We start from the raw sequence: 16,229 nt of genomic DNA, 5'->3' as shown, positions 1-16,229 counted from the left end.
AAGGTAATGTCGATGCACAAGTTTACGAGTTTCGCCCAGTTTTACCCGTATTATTTAACTGAGCATCGCCATCCGCTATGCCGCGCTTTGCATTATATTGGCAGTGTTTTGGTACTGGCGGTATTGTCGTTTACGTTGTTTACGCAACAATGGCCATTGTTGTGGCTGCTGCCATGCATTGGTTATGGTTTTGCCTGGTTAGGGCATTTGGTTTTTGAACATAACAGGCCCGCAACCTTTACATACCCGTTATACAGCCTTGCTGCTGACTGGGTCATGTTAAAAGACTTTTTAACCGGCCAACTAAAACGCAAACTTCCAGCCAGTTAAATCTTGTAAGCTGGTAAGTTAAATGCTGCCAAACGCATGCCACTTAGTAGCAATTCTGCCTCTGCACGGCTTTCTCCATCGCCGCTAAAATCGACCTGATAATTAGTAATAAAACGTAGGCGGCCATTTATTCTGCGAACACTGTGGCCGCTGCGGCCGCAATCCAGCAATTGTAGTTGCTGTTGTTGGCAAAGTTGACGAGCCACAGCCATGGCACGTTCATCTTGTTTTCGTTGTAGCCAAAACAAGTAACAAATACTGCTTATCGCCAGCAATAGTAATACTGAACCCATTTGGCTCTCCCGACACGAGTGGTGCTTTTGCGTTATGGCCAGATAATGCTGATTAACACCCACTTTTACAAGGGCTGGCTGCAGCTTTTGCTTATGTTAAACTACATCGCTTGAACTTGAGGTAATAATGTCAAAAGTAGTACAACGGCTGTTAGATGAACTTACCGCAGAGCTAAAACAACAGCAGCTATGGTCGGCATTGCCCGCTGATCCTATTGCAATGCAAAGCAGCTTGCCCTTTTGTTATGACACTATGCCGTTACAACAATGGCTGCAATATATTTTTTTGCCCCGTATGCAAGCGTTGCTGGAGGCACAATTAGCCTTACCCAGCCAGATAAGCGTGCTACCGATGGCTGAGCAGGCTTTTGCTACAAGTGGTGGCCGTTTGGGTAAGTTACTTAATATTATTGCCAGCATTGATAGCGTGCTGTCGGAGCAGGCATGAGTGCTGCTGAACCTTTTTTGCTTACCCAGCCACTGCATATTATTTATCAGGACGAGTTTATAGTCGCCATTGATAAACCCAGTGGTATGTTAGTGCATCGCTCGTTTTTAGATAAGCACGAAACGGTGTTTGTTATGCAAACCTTGAGGGATCAAATTGGCCAACATGTATTCCCGGTGCACCGTTTGGACCGGCCTACCTCAGGCGTATTGTTATTTGCCTTGTCAGCTGATGTTGCGCGTTTGCTTGGCCAGCAGATAACCCAGCAGTTATGGCGTAAACATTACCTGGCGGTAGTGCGCGGTTTTATGCCCCAGGGTGGGGAGCTGGATTATCCGTTGAAAGAGCAATTGGATAATATTGCCGATAAGTTTAGCCGCGATGATAAGGCGCCGCAGCAAGCTATAACCCGCTATCAGCCGTTGCAGCAGGTAGAGCTGCCGATACCGGTAAGCAAATATCCGGCCGCGCGGTACAGCTTAGTGGCATTGCAGCCATTAACTGGCCGCAAACATCAACTACGCCGTCATCTGGCCCATTTACGTCAGCCTATAGTAGGTGATACCAGCCATGGTGATGGAAAACACAATGCATTATTTAAGCAGCATTTTAATTGCAAGCGTTTGTTGTTAGTCGCAAAACAACTGCAATTGCCGCATCCAGTTAGCGGCGAACTTTTAACGCTTACTGCCGGTCTGAACGAGCTTGAACTGTTGTTCAGTCAATTTGGCTGGCCGGTAGATGAAGGGTATTACCAGCAACAATTTGCTGAACATTTTACGGAGAGAACATGGCAAAAATCGCAGTAATAGTCGGCAGCGTTTATGGCGCCGCACAATATGTCGCTGAAGAGGCGCTACCGCTATTAAGTACGCAGGGACACGAGGTAACCTTGTTTGAAGAAGCCAAGCTCGACACTGTGCTGGCATTCAACGCCGATAGCTGGCTCATTATAACCTCCACCACGGGGCAGGGCGATATTCCCGATAATCTGCTGCCGTTTTACCTGGACGTGCAAAACCGCTTTCCACTGTTAACCGGTAAACAGTTCGCCGTTATTGCACTGGGTGACAGCAGTTACGATATGTTCTGTGGTGCCGGCGAGGCGCTGCGCGCACTACTGCTGGAGATTCAGGGCACGGAACTGGCACCCATGCTGCGCATCGATGCCGGTGAAACGCTGGAACCCGAGACGATAGCACTGCCGTGGTTACAGCAGCAGTTTTGCTAGGTGCGAAGTGCAGCAATTAGTGCTGCACCGCCTCAACCTTGGCTGATTACCGCGCCATAAATCTTGTTAAACAGCCAGTAATTACACTCCCAACTGCAAAAAAGCATTAACCTGTGTATTTTTCATACAAATCACAGGTTAATGCACCCGGAAAAATCAATAAATTAACTTTAAACACAAAATAAAAACATTTAATGTTGACTTGAAACATTTTTGCTGACTAAATGCGCCCGCACAACAGTAATAGGTAAATCATTATGCAATTAAGACGATTGCAATTCGTGTATGGATTGGCGGGGCTGGCATTAAGCGGCGCAGTTGGCGCGCAAAATTATGTTACGCAATTTAACTACGATGCCCGTGGGCGCCTGGTAAAAGTGGGTGACGACAGTGGCAAAGAAATTGTTTATGCACTGGATGAGGCGGGCAATCGCACAGCGGTCATTGACAGCACAGTAACCCCGGATGTGACGTCTTTTAACGCGCCAACCTCGGTGGCAAAAGGCGCCCTGGCTACGGTAAGCTGGACTTCTGTTAACACCACGCATTGCACCCTGGCTATCTTCGGTGATACCAGCGGTTATGAGTACCTGCCAAGAAGCGGCTCACAAAGCGTGCGGATTTATCAGCCCACAGGGGTTTCCGTTAAGTGCTATGCGGGCGAGCAATTTGACTCTGCCGGCAAAATAATCGGTATCAGTGGCGGCGGCCCAATCGATTAACTTCATTGTTCTTCATCTAAGACTTTCAACAGGATACTGTCGCTAATGTTAACAACATCGCGCTATATAGCCGGCATGGTTGCCGCTCTCTTTTCAACCTTTAGCACGGCTAACGAAATACCTCATATTAAACCGCAGAATGTGGCGCAGGATATTAACAGCGTGGATTTGCTGTCGGGGAAATATTATCCCGACTTTCCGGCGCTGAGCATTCCGGCAGCGCCAAGGTTAACCCTGAAAACCCTGCAGCAATTTGACAGCAAGATTACCGGCACAGAATACACGGCAGCGCAGTGGGACCAGCTTTCTGGCAGCGCAAGGCAAACGAATTCTTTCTCAGTTATCTATATGGGCAAAACGTCCGAACACTTCACCTGTCAGGATGGTGAATGTGCGACTAGCGATAACTACGGCTCCATGCTGTTAGGTGATATGCATGCCAGCAACAGCAACCTGTCTTACCGGCAGGGGCAGACCGGCATAACGGTAGTATACAATTCTAATTCGTCGTACATGACATGGAATGACCCCTATGCCAGCAAAACGGCAGAGGGCACCTGGTATGCCACGCAGTTCGTTTATCCTGATGGCGAAACACTGGCAATTACCTATGACAAAGCCTTTAACGCCAGTGTTAACGCGTTAATTACCTTTCACCGGCCAACGAAGATAGTGTCGAACCTGGGTTACCAGATGGTGTTAACCTACGCCTCGAATGACCTTGCAACCGGCAGCAATGGCTGGGGTAAACTTAGCAGCGCCACCATAGCAAAAACCAGCGCGCCTTCAACACCGCTGGCCAGGCATACTTTTGGCAATGGCACTGTGACAGACTTGGCCGGGCGCGTATGGCGTTACTCGGGCTTTACCAGCGCGATGGGGGCCGCAGAAACAGCAAAAAGCTATACGCTGCGCTTGCCGTCAGATAACGCTAACATCCTGTCCGTAACCTCTGCGACAAAAAATTATGGCGGAGTAAGCCATAACAATTTTGTGTCGTCGGTTAACAGCCAGGGGCAAGCCTATAGCTATACCTATACCCCTTCTACCGGCACCAGCTTTGACCCCCGTAGCCAGTTTTCACGCGTGGTGGTAACGGGCCCGTCCAACTATAAAAGAACCGTTGACCTTAAAGTAACCGGTGGCGCGAATAAGCGCTCGATGATTACGGCTGACACCGATAGCCTTGGCAATAAAACCCAATATAGTTACATTGGCAATCGTGTTCACACCGTCACCCATCCGCAAGGCAATAAAGAAATCTACACTTATGATGCGCTTGGCAACATTACGACTAAAACCCTAACAGCCAAACCGGGTTCGGGCCAGAATGACATTGTGCAAAGTGCGGTGTATGACATCTATAACTGCACCAAGCTGCAATGTTTCCGCCCCACGTCCATGACGGATGCCAATGGTAAAACAACGGATTACACCTTTGCACCACACGGTGGCATGTTAACCAAGCTAGAGCCGCAGGATGATAAAGGCCGCAGACGCCTTACCACCAACACCTGGGTTAAAATTAACGGCCATGACCGGCTGCAAAGCACGTCTGTATGCGACCAGGCCATTTGCGGCGGCGGTAGCACAGAAGAGCAAGTGACAAACTACACCTACTGGGGAAACACATCGTTACCTGCCACCGTTACCAAAACCAACGCTGCCAACACCCTATCTCAAGTTACCAGCTACACCTACGACAACGCCGGCAGGGTAACCATTGAAAATGGCCCCTTGGCGGGCAGTGACGATGCTATTTATTCCCGTTATGACAGTGCCGGGCGTAAAACCTGGGACATTGGTGCTAAAAACCAGGCCGGCTACCGGGTGGCCAAACGCTACGCCTACCGTGCTCAGGATGCACAGGTGTACCAAACCGACATTGGCACACTCACCTCGCCCACCAGTACCAGCTTAAGTGTGTTTCAGACGGCAACAACCACCTACAACGCTGTGGGCCTGGCTATTACCAGCCAAACCAAAGTAGGCACTTCTATCTATAAAGTGGTGCAAACCAGCTACGATGCCCGCAACCGCGTGCAATGCAGCGTTACCCGGATGAACCCCGACCGGCTAGCCACACCGCCGTCGTCGGCCTGCACCCTGGACAGTGCCGGTGAGTTTGGTGAAGACCGTATCGTAAAACATGAATACGACAACGCTTCCCGCCTGGTTAAAACCCTATCGGGCTACGACACTGATGCGCAAGGTGTGGATATTGAGCTGGGTTACACCAGCAATGGCCAGGTTGACTGGCGTAAAGATGGCAACGGCAATACCACCCAATATGTATACGATGGTTTTGACCGGCTGGAGGAAGTGACCTACCCGGACGGCAGCTACGAGCTATACAGCTATGATGGCAACGGTAACAAGAAAACCTGGCGTAAACGTGACGGCAAAACGCTAACGTACAGCTATAACGGGTTAAACCTGCTAACCCATACCGCCGTGCCGGGCGAGTCGACGTTAAGTTTTGAATACGACGGTTTAGGCCGGCAAAGCAAAACCGTACGTGGCAGCAGCAGCGTGGCTTATGGCTATGACGGCTTAAGCCGGCTGCAAAGCAGCAAAACCGACAGCCGCACCTTGTCTTATCAGTACGATATTGGTAACCGCCGCACCCGGTTAACCTTCCCGGACAATTTCTACATTAGCTATGGTTACGATGCCAGCGGCGCCATGACCAGCATAAAAGAAAACAACAGTGTTACGCTGGTAAGCTACAGCTACAACAGCAAAGGCCAGCTGGGCGCTATCAACCGCGGCAATGGTAAAAACAGCGTATTAGGCTATGACAACATAGGCCGGGTAAATGCCTACAACCATACCGGCCTTAACAACACCTCGTTTGACTACAACCCGGCCAGCCAGATAACCAGCCGGGTAGTCACCAATATTAACTACCAAACTGCGTTACCTCAGGTTGGCGTGGTTAGTTTTACCCCTAACGAGCTAAACCAGTACGACAGCGTAAACTGGCAACCACTAAGTTACGACTTAAACGGCAACACCACCGCGCACGACGGCTGGGCTTACCAATATAACGCCCACAACCGCTTAACCAGTGCCAGTAAAACCGGTACTACCCTAAGCCTGGCCTACGACGCTATAGGCCGGTTGAACAGCAGTACCTTAAACGGCAGTAAAACCACCTTTTTATACGACGGCGACGAGCTGGTAGCCGAATACAACGCCAGCGGCGCTTTGCTTAACCGCTACATTCATGGCGCGGGCACCGACGACCCGCTAGTGTGGTACACCGGCACTGGCACCAGCAATAAGCGCTACCTGTTAGCCGACGAGCGCGGCTCTATTGTCAGTGAAACCAACGCCACAGGCGGTGTAGTAACCACCCACCGCTACGGCCCCTATGGCGAGCCGATAAACCAAAGCGCTTCACGCTTTAGGTACACCGGCCAAATCCTTATCCCCGGCACCGAGCTTTACCACTACAAAGCACGGGTATATCATCCAAAGCTCGGCCGCTTTATGCAAACCGACCCGATAGGCTACGAAGATGGCATGAACTGGTATGCCTATGGTGGGAATGATCCTATTAACCATACTGATCCAACTGGTAAATTTTTAGACACGATACTTGATGTTGGCTTTATCTTGTATGATTTGGGTGATATGGCTGTCAACGGTATTAATGAAACTAATTCTGCTTCTTTAGCCGCAAACGTAGCAGGAGCACTAATACCGGGAGCTACAGGGTTAGGTTTAGCTGCTAGAGTAGGCAAAAAAGCTTGTTGTTTTGTCGCTGGAACTCAAGTCTTGACTGAAGATGGTTACAAAAATATCTAGGATGTAAAATTAGGTGAAAAATTATGGGCTAAAAATGTTGACACTGGTGAGCGAGACTGGAAGTCAGTGGTTAAAATTTTTAATGAACCTGATCGCAGTATATATGAGATTAAGCTGGAAGGCGAAGACGGCTTCATACAAAAAGTCCAAGCAACTGATGATCACCCGTTTTATGTTGTTGGTGCTGGCTGGAAGACAACTATAGAGTTATCTGAAGGAGATTTGATAGAGACCGATGGCAACGGCCCAATGAAGGTCGTGAGTGTTATCGATGAAAAACGTCAGGCGCTTACTTATAATTTTACAGTAGAAGATTTCCATACATACTATGTAACCAAGAAAAATGTATTAGTGCATAATTGTGGTATTAAGATGAAAGATACTCACAATCCTAGTGCAACAAGAGTTGATGGGGACCCTTCACAAGCCGTGGCTGAAGCTGGTTACGATAAAGCTAAGCTACAATGTGCAAAGTGTAAATTGGAAACGAGTATCACAAATCGTAATGCTGAGCAGAAGAAAAAAGGCCCTGATGCTGGACATGCTAAGAAAATAAAATCTGAGCAGAAACAGTTAGACAAAGTAAATAGAAGATTGAAAGAAGTAGAGGGTAGCTAAAATCATGAATATCCTTCCACTAAAAGGAACCGACGAATTACAATTTGGTACTCATAAAAGTGACATTCTAAAATCGCTTGGAAAGCCTGACAGTATTGAAAACTTAGATGCTAAAGACGAGGTAAGTTCTGAGATTTACTACTACGACTCTATGGGCTTAGGCTTGTACTTTGATAAAGATACGGGCTTTAGACTCTGGGGCCTTTCTATATCTGACCATTCTGTTCAGCTCAACGGATTTTTTCCTATTGGCATGTCTGAAACAGATTTGCTGAAAGCTTTCCCTACGATTGTACTTGATGTCAGTGATGGAGAATTCAAGGAATATCTTCTACCTGAGCAGGAAGTAGAATTTTACCTGAAAGGTGATGTAGTGCAGCGAATTATGCTAAGTCCTGACTTGGAAAAATATTGTGTGAAATACTCTTGCTAATAGAAACCTTGATAGAAACCTTGGGGTCGCGTCTTGACTTTTGCCTCTGCTGAGTAGCAAAGCCAAGATTTGATCCCAGGCAGAAATCAATAGGGTCAGGTTCATTGATTTTACGCCATTAGCGTGGACTTCAGAAATCTGACTCACATGGCCGTGTATACGACGGCGACGAGCTGGTGGCGGAATACAACGCCAGCGGCGCTTTGCTAAACCGCTACATTCATGGCGCCGGCAATGACGACCCGTTAGTGTGGTACACCGGCACTGGCACCAGCAATAAGCGTTACCTGTTAGCCGACGAGCGCGGCTCTATTGTCAGTGAAACCAACGCCACAGGCGGTGTAGTAACCACCCACCGCTACGGCCCTTATGGCGAGCCGATAAACCAAAGTGCTTCACGCTTTAGGTACACCGGCCAAATACTGATACCCGGCACCGAGCTTTACCACTACAAAGCACGGGTATATCATCCAAAGCTCGGCCGCTTTATGCAAACCGACCCGATAGGCTACGAAGATGGCATGAACTGGTATGCCTATGGCGGCAATGATCCGGTTAATAAATACGACCCTTCTGGTATGTGCTCGCAAGAAAATTCCGAATCTGAAGTCGCCTGTAAAGTGGAAGACTGGATTACAGAAAAGCTTGAGCCCATTATGGAAAAGCTTATCGAAGGTGCAGGCGCAAAAGTTGTTCCTGAAGGAGAGAGAGATCCTGACGGAGAGTTTGATAGTGAGGCCGAATCAAACAATTTGGTGAAAGAAATCACTGCCATTGTTATTGTCGGGGCTAAAGCGAGAATAGGCAGTAAGGGTAATAAGTTTAGGGGCGGAAAGAAAAATCAAAGAGATGGGGAACTTAGAGGTACGCCAAAGGAATTCAGGCGGTGGTTCCATAAAAATTACAAACAAGAAGGTGACAGAGACTCAAGCCCCGAAGAAATTCGAGAAGCATACGATGCTTGGATTCATCAGGGGAAACCTAAAGGGTAAAAATGGAAATGTCTATCGATCATATGAATTCAGGTGAGAGAGCTATCGACGAATTGTTAATAACACTAAGCTCATCTGAAGATATAAAGCTTAAGCATGCAATTGCTAAGACACTCGCAGATCTTGATGAGCCACGCATCGTCGATCATTTAGTTGCAGAAATAAACAAAGACGTTAATCAAGGCTATATCGGTACTTTCGTATTCGCTTGTGAAACATTCGATTGTTCCAAATACTTGGATTTGTTTCTAAAGTTAGTAGTATTTGGAGAATACGAAGTTTCAATGACCTCGGCTTTGGTTGTCGAAAATATGAGTAGCCTATCTACACCTCAAATTACAGACGGAATTTTATTTTTGCAAAACAACTTGAACGAAGCAAATAATGACAACGAAGAGTTTATTGAAGAGGCATTAGCGTTTTTAGAATCAGAATTAATTGGGCGAGATCCTGAGAGATCTCCCTGAATTTATTAACGATTCAATGGGGTCGCGTCTTGACTTTTGCGACAGTTATCGGTTTGCAGGGATGAAAAGATACGTGCACTGAACCGTATGCGCGGGTTTGGTTACTCTATTGACTCCGAGAGGCTAATGGGTGACCCCATTGATTCCGTTCTGCGGTGCCGGCGAGGCGCTGCGTGCACTACTGCTCGAAATTCAGGCTGCGGAGCTGGCGCCTATGTTACGCATCGATGCCGGTGAAACGCTGGAACCTGAGACGCTTGCCTTGCCGTGGCTTGAGCAACAGTTTTCGGTGCGGTAATAAAGCGCCTTCGGTTTGTTGAAGCTTGTACGGCGGTGGTCAAAGTTGCTCGCGTAGTTTCAGCAATTGCCGGCGCCGCGTCGCGCTGACTTTGGGGTAGTGCATGTCCAGGCTTTGTAAGCTGTCGATGACGATCTGCGAGATAATCAGCCTGGCATTTTTCTTATCATCGGCCGGAATAACAAACCAGGGTGACGCAGCAGTGCTGGTGGCGCTGAGGCAAGCTTCATAGGCGTGCATATAGTCGTCCCAGTGTCCGCGTTCTTTTATGTCAGCGACACTAAACTTCCAGTTTTTCTCCGGCTCGTCGATACGGGCCAAAAGCCGCTCGCGCTGCTGCCGTTTAGACAAGTGCAAAAAGAACTTAACTACCCGGGTACCGTTAAGGTGTAAATGCGCTTCCAGAGCCGTTATTGATTTAAAGCGCTGTTGCCAGATGGTTTGCCCGGCGAGGACATCGTTGGGAAAACCTTGTGCTTTCAGTAGCTCCGGGTGTACCCGCACTACCAGTACTTCCTCGTAGTAAGAACGATTAAATATGCCAATCTGTCCCCGCTCCGGCAGGCGTTTGACCGTGCGCCACAGGAAGTCGTGCTCAAGCTCTGCTGCACTGGGTTGTTTAAAACTAAATACCTGACAGCCCTGTGGATTGACGCCTGACATCACATGCCGGATGGCGCTGTCTTTGCCGGCCGTATCCATGCCCTGAAAAATTATTAATAAAGCATATTTGTTCGACGCGTAATGCAGCCGCTGTAACTCACTGAGGTCGCCGACCTGTTGACGCAACATGTTTTTGTAGGCTTTTTTGTCGTCGTAAACTGGCTCAATGTTAGTTGGACGCTGCGACAGGTCAACATTCTCGCCTGGTAGCACGCGGTAATCATCCGGCTTAATTTTCATGATATTTCCTTTTTGTGCGCAGAGAGCGTACAGGCATGTAAGTACTGACTGTGGTACCAAGCATAGACGCTCGAAGCGACAGGGCCAGGGTTTAGCTTGGCACCCCTTACTGAAAAGCTAACAGTACTTATCTAACTTGTTGTAAGCCTTTGCGCCCGGAGCTTTTAATGCCGGATCGTTTTGTGCAGCCAGTTTGTCGACCCACATCGCGGTGGCGCCGCATACCGCTATCGGCATAACAAAAAGGTTAAACAACGGGATCATGCAGGCAATATTAACTGTGATACCAAAGGCAAAGCTGTTACCCGGTTGAGCTCTTAGCTGCTGGCGCATAGTACGAAAGTCAATTTTGTGGTTATCGTACGGGTAGTCAGCATATTGAATTGCCAGCAACCAGCTCATAAAACAAAACCACAGGATGGGACCTGCCACCGGTAGAAACAAAAACAGCACAAACAGGATAATGGCCCGGGGCAGGGCGTATAGTAGCTTCTGCCATTCACGGCCGAGCATACGCGGTACATCTTTAACAAACCCGGCTATTCCGGTATCTGGCAACACACGTCCGGATAAATACGCTTCTACTTTTTCACTGAGCAAGCCATTAAAGGGCGCGGCAATAAAATTGGCTACCATGGTAAAGCTGTAAGCTAAGCCGATAACTAATGTCATAACACCAAGCGGGATCAGCAGGTATTCCATCCAGTGCAGCCACGCTGGCAGGTAAAGCTGTACCGCAGCAACCATGGCATTGACCTGGGCCAACAGAATATAAAAAGCAAAAGAAAACAGTACCAGATTAATTAATAGCGGCACTAGCACAAAACGTTTCAATCCTTTGGTGTGGATCAAACTAAGGCCACGAAAAAAGTAGTACATTAAAACCTCAGCTAAGATATCAGCAACTGCTATGTCGGCAGTATAAAGTGTTTAGCTTAAACTACGCTGTACTGCAGCTGGATTTTTGGTAACAGAATATAACGCTGTAACAGAGCTGTGGCATACCGGCACTATTTTTATGCTAGAATGCGCGCAGTTTTTTTGCCGCGGCGCGGCTTGACTGGTTTTAAAATCAACTTCAGATAAGGGTGACATATGGCGATGTTAGGTTCGGCGCTGGTATTTGGTTTAACCACACTGTTTTTACTGATGGGGTTAACTTGTCTGTTTTCGGCGCTGTTAGTGCCTGCCGAAGTGGGCCCGGAAAAACGTTTTGAAAAGCGGCTGGAATACGGCATGTTTACTGCGGTTGGGCTGGTTGGTTTTGCCGTATTGTTGATTATTGGCTAAGTCAGCGCGTGTTATAAAAAACGGCAGCCAATGGCTGCCGTTTTTGTTTGTCGGGTTATATTACTCAATACTACGCAGCAAGGCATTAATACCCACTTTAGCGCGGGTTTGCGCATCGACTTTCTTAACGATAATAGCCGCGTATAAACTGTGGCTGCCATCTTTGCTTGGGATTGTGCCAGGCACAACTACAGCGCCTGCAGGTACGCGGCCATAGCTTATTTCACCGGTTTCGCGGTCATAAATGCGCGTGCTTTGGCTAATGTATACGCCCATCGACAACACTGCACCTTCTTCTACAATCACACCTTCAACGACTTCTGAACGGGCGCCGATAAAACAGTTGTCTTCAATGATAGTCGGGTTAGCTTGTAGCGGCTCGAGTACACCACCAATGCCAACGCCGCCAGATAAGTGCACGTTTTTACCGATTTGTGCACAGCTACCGACAGTGGCCCAGGTGTCTACCATACTGCCTTCGCCGACATAGGCGCCGATGTTAACGTAAGACGGCATTAACACCACGTTTTTGGCAATGTAGCTACCACGGCGCACAGCAGCTGGCGGCACTACGCGCACGCCATCAGCACGGAACTGCGCATCGCTGTAACCGGCGTATTTCATCGGCACTTTGTCAAAGAAACGATTCTCTGCGCCATCCATCACCTGGTTGTCATTAATGCGAAATGATAGCAACACGGCTTTTTTCAACCATTGATGTACTACCCATTCGCCGGCAATTTTTTCCGCTACCCTGGCGCTGCCGTTGTCTAACATGCTGATGGCGGTTGCTACAGCCTGTTTCACGTCGGCCGATACTGTGCTTGGTGTAATGTCGGCGCGTTGCTCAAATGCTTGCTCGATAATGCTTTTTAACTCTGACATTGTGTCTGTTAACCCTCTGTTTGCTGTGAAAGTTGCTCGATCAGCGCGCGTTTTAGTGTGCTCTGTTGCTCACTACTAAGAGCCTGATCGTCGCTATTTGAAATCATAAAAAAGTCTTCTGCCCGCTCGCCAATCGTGGTGATTTTTGCTGCGTGAATATTCACGTCGCAGCGCTGAAATACTTCACCGATATTGGCCAGTAGCCCAGGTGTATCTAACGCCGCTAGTTCTACCATAGTGCGTTTGCTGGTATTACCCGGCAAAAAAACGACTTTGGGCGGTACGTTAAACTGGCGCATCTGGCGCGATAACTTAGTTTTTTGCCGCGATAAATCCGGCTTATTCAAGATAAACAGCTCCAACGCCCGTTTTATGCTTTGCTGGCGCGATGGCGAGTTTACCGGTTCACCGTTCTGCTCCAGTACAACAAAGGTATCCATGGCATAACCGTCTTTGTTGGTCATGATCTGGGCGTCGAAAATATTCACCTTTTTGCTGTCTAGTGCGGCAACCAAACGGGCGAATAACTTTGGCTGATCTTTAGTGTAAATAAATACCTGAGTACCGCCGCGTATTGGCGCTTTACTGATTAACACCAGTGGTTCATCAGCTTCCTTATGGCGCAGAATATGCTCACAATGCCAGACTATTTGCCGGGCGCTGTAACGGGCAAAGTAGTCGGCTTTTATTCGGCTCCATAAGTGCAAAATCTCGCTTTCGCTAAAGGTTTGTTTTAGCAGCAGAGGCATGGCTTCGCTTTGGTTTTCGCGAATAAGGTCGCGCAAGTCCATCGGCTTTTCCAGGCCGCGGCGGAAAGCTTTTTGCGTGGCTAAAAACAGCTCACGCAGCAGTGAGCCTTTCCAGTCGTTCCACAAGTTGTCGTTGGTGGCGCGGATATCGGCCAACGTTAAGCAATACAGATAATTTAAGCGGGTTTCGTCGCGTACTTTTTCGGCAAACTCGGCTACCACAGCCGGGTCGTGAATATCACGGCGCTGGGCGGTAACCGACATCAGTAGGTGATGCTCTACCAGCCAGGCAATGAGTTTGCTGTCAAAATCGCTGAGCTTATGCAGCTTGGCAAACTCGCGCACATCCATGGCGCCTAACTCTGAGTGATCGCCACCGCGGCCCTTGGCGATATCATGGAAAATACCCGCCAAATACAGCAGCTCCGGCTTTTCCATTTTTTTCACGACATCGCTACACAGCGGAAATTCGCTTTCGTGCTCGCTAAGGGTGTATTTGTACAGGTTTTTTAATAGGCGGTGGGTATGTTCATCCACAGTGTAAGCGTGAAACAAATCAAACTGCATTTGACCAACAATGTTACGCCACTGCGGTAAGTAAGCGGCCAACACACCATAGCGGTGCATTAATGTAATCGCTTTATCCATGCCACGCGGGTGGCGCACTATGGCTAAAAACAGCTGTCGGCAGGCTTCATAGTCTTGTAAATCACCCATTAAACGCCGGCGTACCTGGCGAATAAGTCGCATGGTTGAGGAGTGCACACCGGTAATATTGGAGTTGTTGGCAATATGCCAAAATAGCCGCAGTAGATTATCGCGCCGGGCAAATACTGCGTTATCACGGGCAGTAATTAAATGACCCTGTAGCTCAAAGTAGTCATCAAGAATCAGCGTTTTAACTTTTTCTTTATGGTTGAGTATGCTGCCGTCAAAGTGCTGTAGCAGCATTTCGTTTAACTCAGCGACGCGTTGCACGGTGCGGAAAAACCGCTTCATCATGCGTTCAACTGAAGCTTTGCCGTCGGCGCCGAAACCCAAGCGCTCAGCCACCGCTGGTTGGTAATCAAACAGTATGCGATTTTCGTTGCGGCCAGCCTCTATATGCAGCGCAAAGCGCATTTGCCACAAGTACGCCTCACATTCCATCAGCTCTTGATATTCATCTTCTGTCAGGTACTGATAGGCAACCAGCTCGCGCATGGTGCGGGTTTGAAAATGCTTTTTTGCTACCCAGCCAATAGTTTGAATGTCGCGCAGCCCGCCCGGGTTAGCTTTTAAATTCGGTTCAAGGTTGTAGGCGGTGCCGTGGTACTGGGCGTGGCGTTGCTGTTGTTCATGGCGCTTGGCCTGAAAAAATGCCTGGCTGGTCCAGAAGCTGTCTTTACCAACCTCAAGCTGCAGCTGCTCAAACAATGGTTTGTTACCCGTTAGCAGACGCATTTCCAGCAAGTTAGTGGCGATAGTGATATCGTCTTTACCCAGTTTAATGGATTCTTTTACTGTACGAACGCTATGGCCGACCTCTAAGCGTAAATCCCACAGCACCGTAATAAACTGGCCAATAGCATCTTGTTGCGTGGCAGATAAGCGGCCTTCGGTAAGAATAAGCAAATCGATATCGGAGCTGGGGTGTAATTCGCCGCGACCATAACCACCGACGGCTATCAGGCTTAAATCTTTACATTTATGTAGCTCAAACTTATGCCACAGCTGCACCAGCACGTCATCAACCACCCGTGCGCGAGCCTTGACCAATGCGTTAACCGGATGCTGCGAGAAGCTACGGCTAAGCCAATCGTGAAAATCAGTAAAATGCTTTTTATAGCTATCCAGGCTGTAACTGTCCGGAAGCGCTTTGCTATAGGTTACCGCCTGGCTCATTAAGTTACTCCTGTAAGGCGTTTATTCTGCCGTTAAGATCCGTTCGATGGTGTCGTCACTGCGCAGGGTTAAAATTTCGCAGCCGGTGTCAGTGACCAACAAGGTGTGCTCAAACTGGGCAGACAAGCTACGGTCTTTAGTTACCACTGTCCAACCATCTGCAAGCAGTTTGCTGTGGCGTGCACCGGCGTTTATCATCGGCTCAATGGTTAAGCACATGCCGGTTTTTAATACGTCGCCGGTACCGGGCTTGCCGTAATGTAATACCTGTGGGTCTTCATGAAACACCGCGCCGATACCGTGCCCGCAGTACTCACGTACCACAGAGTAGCTATGTTTTTCAGCATGTAATTGAATGACATTACCAATGTCACCTAATCGCACACCGTTTTTCACTTTTTTCAATGCCAGGTACATACATTCTTGCGTAACGCGAATTAAGCGTTCGGCCAATATACTGGGCTTGCCTACTACAAACATTTTCGAGGTGTCGCCATGATAACCGTCTTTAATCACGGTAATGTCGATATTAATAATATCGCCTTCTTTGAGTTTTTTGTCGGCTGGAATGCCATGGCATATCACTTGATTGACCGAAGTGCAGATGGATTTGGGAAAGCCATGGTAATTTAGCGGTGCCGGGATAGCCTGTTGTTCATTAACAATATAGTTGTGGCAGATAGTGTTAAGTTCGTCTGTGGTCACGCCGGCTTTAACATAAGGTTCAATCATTTCCAGCACGTCAGCGGCAAGACGACCTGCTACACGCATTTTTTCAATTTCGGCCGGGGTTTTAATGGTTGCTGTCATGCCTGTTCTCTCTGTGGTAGCGCCGCGTTTTCTGATGCGCCGTACTGCTGTAAATTTACACAT

General features: G+C 48.3%; 17 protein-coding genes and 1 pseudogene. 12 read left to right on the top strand and 6 right to left on the bottom strand.

Annotation, left to right across the window (positions count from 1 at the left end):
* Positions 1-12: 12 nt before the first annotated feature.
* Positions 13-330, top strand: coding sequence for an Mpo1-like protein (locus tag I4W93_RS14775; protein WP_205312333.1), 318 nt, complete (start codon positions 13-15; stop codon positions 328-330).
* On the opposite strand, the gene I4W93_RS14770 is transcribed toward I4W93_RS14775, so the two are convergent.
* Positions 327-623: a DUF3301 domain-containing protein gene (locus I4W93_RS14770; protein WP_205312332.1), complete on the bottom strand. Its 297-nt coding sequence runs from the start codon at positions 621-623 to the stop codon at positions 327-329. The two genes, I4W93_RS14775 and I4W93_RS14770, sit on opposite strands and share 4 nt — an antisense overlap.
* Positions 624-750: 127 nt before the next feature.
* On the opposite strand from I4W93_RS14770, the gene I4W93_RS14765 reads away from it, so the two are divergent.
* The 10 genes and pseudogenes from I4W93_RS14765 (at position 751) to I4W93_RS14720 (ending at position 9,645) form a co-directional block, all read left to right on the top strand.
* Entirely contained in the window at positions 751-1,071 is a 321-nt protein-coding gene (locus tag I4W93_RS14765) for a YqcC family protein (RefSeq protein ID WP_205312331.1), read from the top strand.
* Entirely contained in the window at positions 1,068-1,880 is an 813-nt protein-coding gene (gene truC, locus I4W93_RS14760) for a tRNA pseudouridine(65) synthase TruC (RefSeq protein ID WP_205312330.1), read from the top strand. Before I4W93_RS14765 ends, truC begins: the two co-directional genes overlap by 4 nt.
* Complete coding sequence (locus I4W93_RS14755) at positions 1,862-2,302, top strand: flavodoxin (protein ID WP_205312329.1); 441 nt, start codon at positions 1,862-1,864, stop codon at positions 2,300-2,302. The genes truC and I4W93_RS14755 overlap by 19 nt, the downstream gene beginning before the upstream one ends.
* A 257-nt stretch (positions 2,303-2,559) precedes the next feature.
* A complete protein-coding gene (locus I4W93_RS14750; RefSeq protein WP_205312328.1) occupies positions 2,560-3,024 on the top strand; it encodes an RHS repeat domain-containing protein in 465 nt (154 codons plus the stop codon).
* A 45-nt stretch (positions 3,025-3,069) separates the two neighbouring features.
* On the top strand, positions 3,070-6,837 hold the full coding sequence (locus I4W93_RS14745; protein ID WP_205312327.1) for an RHS repeat domain-containing protein: 3,768 nt from the start codon (positions 3,070-3,072) through the stop codon (positions 6,835-6,837).
* A 15-nt stretch (positions 6,838-6,852) separates the two neighbouring features.
* Positions 6,853-7,455 (top strand): annotated as a pseudogene (locus I4W93_RS14740) (polymorphic toxin-type HINT domain-containing protein); the annotation flags it as partial.
* A 4-nt stretch (positions 7,456-7,459) separates the two neighbouring features.
* Positions 7,460-7,888 (top strand): hypothetical protein, encoded by a 429-nt coding sequence (locus tag I4W93_RS14735; RefSeq protein ID WP_205312326.1) that lies wholly within the window; start codon positions 7,460-7,462, stop codon positions 7,886-7,888.
* 176 nt (positions 7,889-8,064) lie between these two features.
* Positions 8,065-8,880 carry an RHS repeat domain-containing protein gene (locus tag I4W93_RS14730; protein WP_205312325.1) on the top strand — a complete coding sequence of 272 codons (816 nt, stop codon included), beginning with the start codon at positions 8,065-8,067 and terminating at the stop codon, positions 8,878-8,880.
* 2 nt (positions 8,881-8,882) lie between these two features.
* Complete coding sequence (locus I4W93_RS14725) at positions 8,883-9,347, top strand: hypothetical protein (RefSeq protein WP_205312324.1); 465 nt, start codon at positions 8,883-8,885, stop codon at positions 9,345-9,347.
* A gap of 130 nt (positions 9,348-9,477) precedes the next feature.
* Positions 9,478-9,645, top strand: coding sequence for an NADPH-dependent FMN reductase family protein (locus I4W93_RS14720; RefSeq protein ID WP_224673471.1), 168 nt, complete (start codon positions 9,478-9,480; stop codon positions 9,643-9,645).
* Between the two features lie 39 nt (positions 9,646-9,684).
* On the opposite strand, the gene I4W93_RS14715 is transcribed toward I4W93_RS14720, so the two are convergent.
* Both I4W93_RS14715 and cysZ read right to left on the bottom strand, forming a co-directional pair.
* Complete coding sequence (locus I4W93_RS14715; RefSeq protein ID WP_205312323.1) at positions 9,685-10,548, bottom strand: ADP-polyphosphate phosphotransferase; 864 nt, start codon at positions 10,546-10,548, stop codon at positions 9,685-9,687.
* 117 nt (positions 10,549-10,665) lie between these two features.
* The gene (gene cysZ, locus I4W93_RS14710) at positions 10,666-11,427 is read right to left on the bottom strand and encodes a sulfate transporter CysZ (RefSeq protein WP_205312322.1); all 762 of its coding nucleotides are present in this window, start codon (positions 11,425-11,427) and stop codon (positions 10,666-10,668) included.
* 216 nt (positions 11,428-11,643) lie between these two features.
* On the opposite strand from cysZ, the gene I4W93_RS14705 reads away from it, so the two are divergent.
* Positions 11,644-11,838 carry a hypothetical protein gene (locus tag I4W93_RS14705; RefSeq protein WP_205312321.1) on the top strand — a complete coding sequence of 65 codons (195 nt, stop codon included), beginning with the start codon at positions 11,644-11,646 and terminating at the stop codon, positions 11,836-11,838.
* 60 nt (positions 11,839-11,898) lie between these two features.
* On the opposite strand, the gene dapD is transcribed toward I4W93_RS14705, so the two are convergent.
* Genes dapD through map form a run of 3 tightly spaced genes read right to left on the bottom strand, consistent with a single transcriptional unit; the run spans position 11,899 to position 16,166 of the window.
* Positions 11,899-12,723 (bottom strand): 2,3,4,5-tetrahydropyridine-2,6-dicarboxylate N-succinyltransferase, encoded by an 825-nt coding sequence (dapD, locus tag I4W93_RS14700; RefSeq protein ID WP_205312320.1) that lies wholly within the window; start codon positions 12,721-12,723, stop codon positions 11,899-11,901.
* 8 nt (positions 12,724-12,731) lie between these two features.
* Positions 12,732-15,356, bottom strand: a complete 2,625-nt coding sequence (gene glnD, locus I4W93_RS14695) for a bifunctional uridylyltransferase/uridylyl-removing protein GlnD (protein WP_205312319.1) — start codon at positions 15,354-15,356, stop codon at positions 12,732-12,734.
* 21 nt (positions 15,357-15,377) lie between these two features.
* Positions 15,378-16,166, bottom strand: coding sequence for a type I methionyl aminopeptidase (gene map, locus I4W93_RS14690; RefSeq protein ID WP_205312318.1), 789 nt, complete (start codon positions 16,164-16,166; stop codon positions 15,378-15,380).
* Positions 16,167-16,229: the final 63 nt, after the last annotated feature.

It is taken from the genome of Rheinheimera maricola, assembly GCF_016918075.2.
GTDB classification, from domain to species: domain Bacteria; phylum Pseudomonadota; class Gammaproteobacteria; order Enterobacterales; family Alteromonadaceae; genus Alishewanella; species Alishewanella maricola_A.
The sequence above is the reverse complement of the archived record's forward strand: the minus strand, read 5'-3'. Positions and strand labels throughout refer to the sequence as shown.

What these genes read in the sequence shown, in the direction of transcription:
- map (WP_205312318.1), bottom strand. Translation starts at nt 16,166, where the DNA reads ATGACAGCAACCATTAAAACCCCGGCCGAAATTGAAAAAATGCGTGTA.
- I4W93_RS14725 (WP_205312324.1), top strand. Translation starts at nt 8,883, where the DNA reads ATGGAAATGTCTATCGATCATATGAATTCAGGTGAGAGAGCTATCGAC.
- glnD (WP_205312319.1), bottom strand. Translation starts at nt 15,356, where the DNA reads ATGAGCCAGGCGGTAACCTATAGCAAAGCGCTTCCGGACAGTTACAGC.
- I4W93_RS14775 (WP_205312333.1), top strand. Translation starts at nt 13, where the DNA reads ATGCACAAGTTTACGAGTTTCGCCCAGTTTTACCCGTATTATTTAACT.
- I4W93_RS14755 (WP_205312329.1), top strand. Translation starts at nt 1,862, where the DNA reads ATGGCAAAAATCGCAGTAATAGTCGGCAGCGTTTATGGCGCCGCACAA.
- cysZ (WP_205312322.1), bottom strand. Translation starts at nt 11,427, where the DNA reads ATGTACTACTTTTTTCGTGGCCTTAGTTTGATCCACACCAAAGGATTG.
- I4W93_RS14765 (WP_205312331.1), top strand. Translation starts at nt 751, where the DNA reads ATGTCAAAAGTAGTACAACGGCTGTTAGATGAACTTACCGCAGAGCTA.
- I4W93_RS14705 (WP_205312321.1), top strand. Translation starts at nt 11,644, where the DNA reads ATGGCGATGTTAGGTTCGGCGCTGGTATTTGGTTTAACCACACTGTTT.
- I4W93_RS14715 (WP_205312323.1), bottom strand. Translation starts at nt 10,548, where the DNA reads ATGAAAATTAAGCCGGATGATTACCGCGTGCTACCAGGCGAGAATGTT.
- I4W93_RS14735 (WP_205312326.1), top strand. Translation starts at nt 7,460, where the DNA reads ATGAATATCCTTCCACTAAAAGGAACCGACGAATTACAATTTGGTACT.
- truC (WP_205312330.1), top strand. Translation starts at nt 1,068, where the DNA reads ATGAGTGCTGCTGAACCTTTTTTGCTTACCCAGCCACTGCATATTATT.
- I4W93_RS14770 (WP_205312332.1), bottom strand. Translation starts at nt 623, where the DNA reads ATGGGTTCAGTATTACTATTGCTGGCGATAAGCAGTATTTGTTACTTG.
- I4W93_RS14745 (WP_205312327.1), top strand. Translation starts at nt 3,070, where the DNA reads ATGTTAACAACATCGCGCTATATAGCCGGCATGGTTGCCGCTCTCTTT.
- dapD (WP_205312320.1), bottom strand. Translation starts at nt 12,723, where the DNA reads ATGTCAGAGTTAAAAAGCATTATCGAGCAAGCATTTGAGCAACGCGCC.
- I4W93_RS14750 (WP_205312328.1), top strand. Translation starts at nt 2,560, where the DNA reads ATGCAATTAAGACGATTGCAATTCGTGTATGGATTGGCGGGGCTGGCA.